Source organism: Micrococcus sp. TCR-5, assembly GCF_052220525.1.
GTDB classification, from domain to species: Bacteria; Actinomycetota; Actinomycetes; order Actinomycetales; family Micrococcaceae; genus Micrococcus; species Micrococcus luteus.
Map to the genome: position 1 here is coordinate 21,295 of NZ_JBQPDO010000018.1, position 6,312 is coordinate 27,606.

Sequence of the window (6,312 nt, forward strand, 5' to 3'; positions counted from 1 at the left end):
GGTCCCGTCGCGGGACCGGGCCGGTTCTCTGCGCGCTCGCGGCCGGGGGAGCGGTGGCCGGGAGACGCGACGCCGCCGATCTGCGAGAATGGAGCCGGGCGTGTCCGTCTCCGGGCCGTCCCTCACCCCCTGACCCGTCCGCCGCCGGCCCGACCGGCGCCGTTGACGCGCACCCGAAAGGACGCCCTCCCCATGAACTCCCGCAAGCCGCGAGGCTCCGGACGCACCCCCGCCGTCGGTCGACGGGGCGGCCCGTTCCAGGAGCGCGACTACCAGCGACAGATCGGTGCCCGCCGCGGCGCCGCCGGCCCCCGCGAGGAGGCCCCCTTCGACGAGGACGCCGTGCCGCGCACCCGCGGTCGCCGCGGCCGCGGCGCCGGCGCCGCCCGGGCCAAGGCCGCCCACCTCGACCGCATCCACGACGAGTCGGGCCAGCGCCTGCAGAAGGTGCTGGCCGCGGCGGGTGTGGCGTCCCGGCGCGTGAGCGAGGACCTCATCGCCGAGGGCCGCGTGGAGGTGGACGGCGTCGTCGTCACCGAGCCCGGCGTGCGCGTGGACCCGGCCACGGCCGTGATCCGGGTGGACGGCATCTCCGTGCAGACGGACGTGACCAAGCAGTACTTCGTCTTCAACAAGCCCCGCGGCGTGATCTCCACGATGGTGGACCCGGAGGGCCGGCCCTCGATCGCCACCTACCTCAAGCCCGGGCAGGAGCACCTGTTCCACGTGGGCCGTCTGGACAACGAGACCGAGGGCCTGCTCATCCTCACCAACGACGGCGAGCTGGCCAACCGCCTCACCCACCCCAGCTACGAGGTCCCCAAGACCTACGTGGTGCAGACCCGCGGCCCGCTGGCCAAGGGCGTCTCGAACCGGCTGCGCGAGGGCGTGGAGCTGGAGGACGGCGTGGCGCAGGTGGACTCGTTCAAGCTCGTCGACTCGACTCCGGGCCACGTGCTCGTCGAGGTCGTGCTGCACTCGGGCAAGAACCGCATCGTGCGCCGCATGTTCCAGGAGATCGGCCACCCGGTCGAGCGGCTCGTCCGCGTCAAGGTGGGCCCCATCCTGCTGGGCGACCAGAAGCAGGGCACCGTCCGCGCGCTCAACGCGCAGGAGCTGGGCCACCTCAAGGCCCTGGTCGGCCTGTGAGCGCGCCCGCCGAGTCCGCCGCCGCGCTCGGTGACGGCCCGGCCGGGATCCCGCAGCCCGTCCTCGTCCGGGGGACCGGTCTGCTGGGCACCTCGATTGGCATCGGGCTGAGCGCGGCCGGTGTGGACGTGCGCCTGCACGACCCCTCGCCCGCCGCCCTGGCCGTGGCCGCGGACATCCGCGCCGGACGCCCCGCCCGCCTGGACGCCGAGGGCGACGACCTCGACGCCGCCCCGGGCCTCGTCGTCGTGGCCGCGCCGCCGGACGTGACCGCCGACGTCGTGGTGGACTCGCTGCGCCGCTGGCCCGCGGCCGTGGTGGTGGACATCGCCTCGGTGAAGGAGGCGGTCGCCGCGGGCGTGCGCGCCGCCGTCGACGACGGCCGCCTGGCCCCGCAGGACGCCGACCGGTACCTCGGGACGCACCCGATGGCCGGCTCCGAGCGGTCCGGTCCCGTGGCGGCCCGCGGCACCCTGTTCACGCAGGCGCCGTGGGTGCTGTGCCCGACGGACACGACGCACCCGGGCGCCCTCGCGGCCGGTCGGGCGCTCGCGCTGACGCTGCAGGCCACCCCGTACCGGATGGCGGCCCGCGCCCACGACGAATCGGTCGCGCTGATCTCGCACCTGCCGCAGATCGCCGCCTCGCTCGTGGCCTCCCGCCTGCAGGACACCCCGGACCAGGCGCTCGCCCTGGCCGGCAACGGGCTGCGGGACACCACCCGGATCGCAGCGTCGGACCCGCAGCTGTGGGTGCAGATCCTCTCCGGCAACGCCGGGCGGATCGTGCCGGCGCTGCACGGGCTGCGGGCGGACCTGGACCGGCTGATCCGCACCCTGGAGGACCCCTCCGCCCCCGGGGCGCGGCTGGACATGGCGCAGCTGATCGCCGAGGGCAACGCCGGTCGGGCACGGGTGCCCGGCAAGCACGGGGCGCCGCCGCAGGCGTTCGCGGTGGTCACGGTGATTGTGGACGACGCCCCCGGGCAGATCGCGGCCCTCCTCGACGAGGTCGGCCGCACGGACGTGAACGTGGAGGACCTGCGGCTCGAGCACGCCTCGGGCCACCGGGTCGGCATGGTGGAGATCTCCGTGCTGCCCGGCCGCAGGGACGAACTCGTGGCGGCGCTGACCGCCGCCGGATGGAAGGTGGTCTGAGATGACCGAGCACACCCGCGACGACGTCGCACCCGCGCCGCTCGTGGTGGCGGTGGACGGCCCCTCGGGCTCGGGCAAGTCGTCCGTGTCCAAGGCCGTGGCGCGGCGTCTCGGCGCCGCGTACCTGGACACCGGCGCCATGTACCGCGCCGTGGCGTGGCACTGCCTGCACGAGGGCGTCGACCTGGCCGATGCGGAGGCCGTGGCGGCGGCCGCCGTCGCCATGGACCTGGACCAGTCCACCGACCCGGACGTCGAGGCCGTGCGGGTCGGCGGCACGGACGTCACCGAGGCGATCCGCGGCCCCGAGGTCACGGACACGGTCTCCACCGTCGCCGTGGTCATCCCGGTGCGCGAGGAGCTGCATCGTCGCCAGCGGGCGGCGATCGCCGCCGCGGGCCGGATGGTCGCCGAGGGCCGTGACATCACCACGGTGGTGGCCCCGGACGCCCACGCGCGCGTGCTGCTCACGGCCTCCGAGGCCGTGCGCACCGCCCGCCGCTCGGGCCAGCTGGCCGCGGCGGGGGAGACCGGCGTCGATGCCGGCACGCTGCACCGTCAGGTGGCCGGGCGCGACGCCCGCGACGCCACCGTGTCCACGTTCGACCGCCCCGCCGACGGGGTGGCGCTCGTGGACTCCACCGAGCTCGACTTCGAGCAGACCGTGGCGGCCGTCCTGGCCGCCGTCGAGGACCAGGCCGGCATTCCGGCCGTGAAGGGAGGCCGACGATGACCGAGAACCCCCAGCACCGCTCCGGTGAGGACGAGTTCGTCCCCGCCGGCGACGATCAGGTGGCCGAGCGGCTCGCCGCCATGACCGAGGAGGAGGCCGAGGCGCGCGCCGCGTCGCTGCGCGCCGGCCTCGAGGACTACGAGCTCGAGGAGGACGACGCCGCCCTCCTCGACGCGTGGCAGCTCGGGCCCGACGAGGACGTCGACGCGCCCGTGCCGCCCGTGCTGGCCATCGTGGGCCGGCCGAACGTCGGCAAGTCCACGCTCGTCAACCGCATCATCGGCCGCCGTGAGGCCGTGGTGGAGGACGTGCCCGGCGTGACGCGCGACCGCGTCTCCTACGACGCCGAGTGGAACGGCCGCGAGTTCACCGTGGTGGACACCGGCGGCTGGGAGCACGACGCCAAGGGCATCCACCGTCGCGTGGCCGAGCAGGCCGAGCTGGCCGTGGACGTGGCGGACGCCGTCGTGTTCGTGGTGGACGCCACCGTCGGCATGACGGCCACGGACGAGGCCGTGGTCTCGATGCTGCGTCGCAAGGACCGCCCGGTGATCGTGGCCGCCAACAAGGTGGACGACATGGTCCAGGAGGCCGACGCCGCCACCCTGTGGTCGCTCGGCTTCGGCTACCCGTACCCGGTGTCCGCGGTGCACGGCCGCGGCGTCGCGGACCTGTTGGACGCCGCGCTCGAGGCACTGCCGGAGGAGTCCGCCCACGGCGGTCTCGTGCCGCGCGGCGGCCCGCGCCGGATCGCCCTCGTGGGCCGGCCGAACGTGGGCAAGTCCTCGCTGCTGAACAAGCTGGCCGGCTCGGACCGCGTGGTGGTGGACGACCTGGCCGGCACCACGCGCGACCCCGTGGACGAGCTCGTGGAGCTCGGCGGACGGCTGTGGCGCTTCGTGGACACCGCCGGCATCCGTCGACGGCAGCACATGGCCCACGGCGCCGACTACTACGCGTCGCTGCGTACGGCCTCCGCCCTGGACCGCGCGGAGGTGGCCGTGGTGCTGCTCGAGGCGCCGCAGGTGATCTCGGAGCAGGACGTGCGCATCCTCCAGATGGTGCTGGACTCCGGTCGCGCCCTCGTGATCGCGTTCAACAAGTGGGACCAGGTGGATGAGGATCGGCGGCTCCAGCTGGCCAAGGAGATCGAGCGGGACCTGGCGCACGTCGCGTGGGCGCCGCGCGTGAACATCTCCGCGAAGACCGGCTGGCACAAGGACCGTCTCGTCCCCGCGCTGGACCTCGCCCTGGACTCATGGGACACCCGCATCCCCACGGGCAAGCTCAACGCGTTCCTCGGCGAGCTCGTGGCGGCCCACCCGCACCCGCTGCGCGGCGGCAAGCAGCCCCGCATCCTGTTCGCGACCCAGGTCTCGAGCCGGCCGCCCAAGTTCGTGCTGTTCACCACCGGGTTCCTGGACCCCGGGTACCGCCGGTTCATCGTGCGCCGCCTGCGCGAGACCTTCGGGTTCGAGGGCACGCCCCTCGAGATCGGGATGCGCGTGCGCGAGAAGCGCGGTCGCCGCCGCTGATCCGGCCCCGCCCCGACGACGTCCCTCGGCCACCCGCGCCGGGGGACGTCGTCGTCCCGGCAAGCTCCCACCGTTCGTCCACCTTCGCCTCGTAGCCTGAGGGCATGAGCCTCATCCGACGTCGCCCCGCCGCCCTGTCCCTGGCCACCCTGGCCGCGCTCGCGCTGGCCGCATCCGGCTGTGCGGTCGACGACGGCGAGACCCGGGCCGCGCTGCAGAGCGCGGAGGACCGGCTCGCCCAGGCCGAGGACCGGATCAGCGAGCTGGAGGCGGACGCCTCGGACCGCGTGGACCTGGGGCAGCTGCGCCAGGAGGCCGAGGGCGCCCTCGCAGAGGCGGACCAGCGCGCCGCCGAGGTCGTCGAGGACCTGACGCGATCCCTGCCCTCCGGTTCGGACATCGTCGACGTCGAGGCGCTCCGGGAGGACGGAAAGGTGGTCATCGAGTACGGCCAGTCTTTGCTCGATGCCGATCCCCAGGTCCTCGAGGAGACGATGCGGGAGGCGGCGGAGCAGGCACGTGACGCCATCCCGGACCTCAAGGACGTCGAATTCCGCGTGGGGGACCGGACCTTCACGTACTGATCCTGCGGCGGGGCTCCGTGAGCCCCCCGACACGCCTCTTCGACCCGCCCGGAACGGCGGATCGGAGACGCTCGGCGTGTTAGGCTTCTCACGTGCACGACTGCACCCTCAGTCATGAGAGGGTTCGTGCAGACCGCCAGGCCCACCGGTACGCCGGGGCCGCGGTCGCTGGGGGACTCTCGGTCGGGTGGCCCTCGGTCAAGGGATGAGGGGTTCACGTCTGTGAAGAGGACGTGGGCCCCTTGTTCACGTTCCGGGGTGTCGCAGCGTTCGCCCCTGACGACGACGGCCCGGCCGGCCCGCTCCGGATTCGCGTCCGGCGGCGCGGGTGGGGTATGCTCGTCGGGTGCCGAAGCGCGGATGACCGCGATTCGTCACGGGCTATGGCGCAGCTTGGTAGCGCGCTTGACTGGGGGTCAAGAGGTCGTGGGTTCAAATCCCGCTAGCCCGACCACGTTCCCACGGGTCAGAGTCCGCATCTGACGAGGGAAAATGGAATGAGGCCCAGGTACTCCCTCGAGGGGAGCGCCTGGGCCTCTTTCCGTGCCTGACATATTCCTTAGCACAAACTGATCGAGACAGACCCTACGGTTCGGCGTTCGGCTCGACTTATATCCCCGGGAATTCAGAACTTCCTCAGTGGCCGAGCGGCTCGATCCAAAATCGATCTCGTCGGTGACCAGAGCGTAGGCCCTGAAGCGCCCTGGGTCTGATGGAGACTCGCGCTATTTGATTCCGACAACTGTTCGCGGCCGGCCTCGACAGCATAGAACGTGTCCTCGAACTCGGCGGGTGGGACGTCGCCGAGGTAGCCGTGGAGGCGTTGCGTGTTGTGCCAGGACACCCACCCGAGGGTCGCGAGCTCGAGGTCCTCGACCGTCCGCCAGGGACCTGGCCGTGCGGGTCCGCGGACGTGCTCGGCCTTGTAATAGCCGTTCACGGTCTCGGCCAGGGCGTTGTCATAGCTGTCCCCGACGGTCCCGATCGACGGTGTCGCTCCGATCTCGGCGAGGCGTTCGCCGTAGCGAATGGAGGTGAATTGAGACCCCGCGTCGCTGTGTGTAAGCGGCCATGAAAAGCTGCCCATAGGTGGCCAGGGAATGACCCGCTGACGGCCATGAGGACTGCCCAGTGATGGCCACGGGAACTGCCCG

General features: G+C 72.9%; 5 protein-coding genes, 1 tRNA gene and 1 pseudogene. 6 read left to right on the forward strand and 1 reads right to left on the reverse strand.

Annotation, left to right across the window (positions count from 1 at the left end):
- Nucleotides 1–192 precede the first annotated feature (192 nt).
- The 6 genes from ACTSKS_RS10015 to ACTSKS_RS10040 all read left to right on the forward strand — a co-directional run bounded on the left by ACTSKS_RS10015 (nt 193) and on the right by ACTSKS_RS10040 (nt 5,612).
- Nucleotides 193–1,149: a pseudouridine synthase gene (locus ACTSKS_RS10015; protein WP_020628101.1), complete on the forward strand. Its 957-nt coding sequence runs from the start codon at nt 193–195 to the stop codon at nt 1,147–1,149.
- Entirely contained in the window at nt 1,146–2,306 is a 1,161-nt protein-coding gene (locus ACTSKS_RS10020) for a prephenate dehydrogenase (protein ID WP_069941656.1), read from the forward strand. Before ACTSKS_RS10015 ends, ACTSKS_RS10020 begins: the two co-directional genes overlap by 4 nt.
- A 1-nt stretch (nt 2,307) precedes the next feature.
- The gene (gene cmk / locus ACTSKS_RS10025) at nt 2,308–3,039 is read left to right on the forward strand and encodes a (d)CMP kinase (protein ID WP_002857424.1); all 732 of its coding nucleotides are present in this window, start codon (nt 2,308–2,310) and stop codon (nt 3,037–3,039) included.
- Nucleotides 3,036–4,574 carry a ribosome biogenesis GTPase Der gene (gene der, locus ACTSKS_RS10030; RefSeq protein WP_020628099.1) on the forward strand — a complete coding sequence of 513 codons (1,539 nt, stop codon included), beginning with the start codon at nt 3,036–3,038 and terminating at the stop codon, nt 4,572–4,574. The genes cmk and der overlap by 4 nt, the downstream gene beginning before the upstream one ends.
- Before the next feature lie 104 nt (nt 4,575–4,678).
- Nucleotides 4,679–5,158, forward strand: coding sequence for a hypothetical protein (locus ACTSKS_RS10035; protein WP_036383303.1), 480 nt, complete (start codon nt 4,679–4,681; stop codon nt 5,156–5,158).
- Nucleotides 5,159–5,535: 377 nt separating this feature from the next.
- Nucleotides 5,536–5,612: transfer RNA gene (locus ACTSKS_RS10040), tRNA-Pro, on the forward strand.
- A gap of 306 nt (nt 5,613–5,918) precedes the next feature.
- Here ACTSKS_RS10040 and ACTSKS_RS10045 read toward each other — a convergent pair.
- Nucleotides 5,919–6,312 (reverse strand): annotated as a pseudogene (locus tag ACTSKS_RS10045) (integrase core domain-containing protein); the annotation flags it as partial.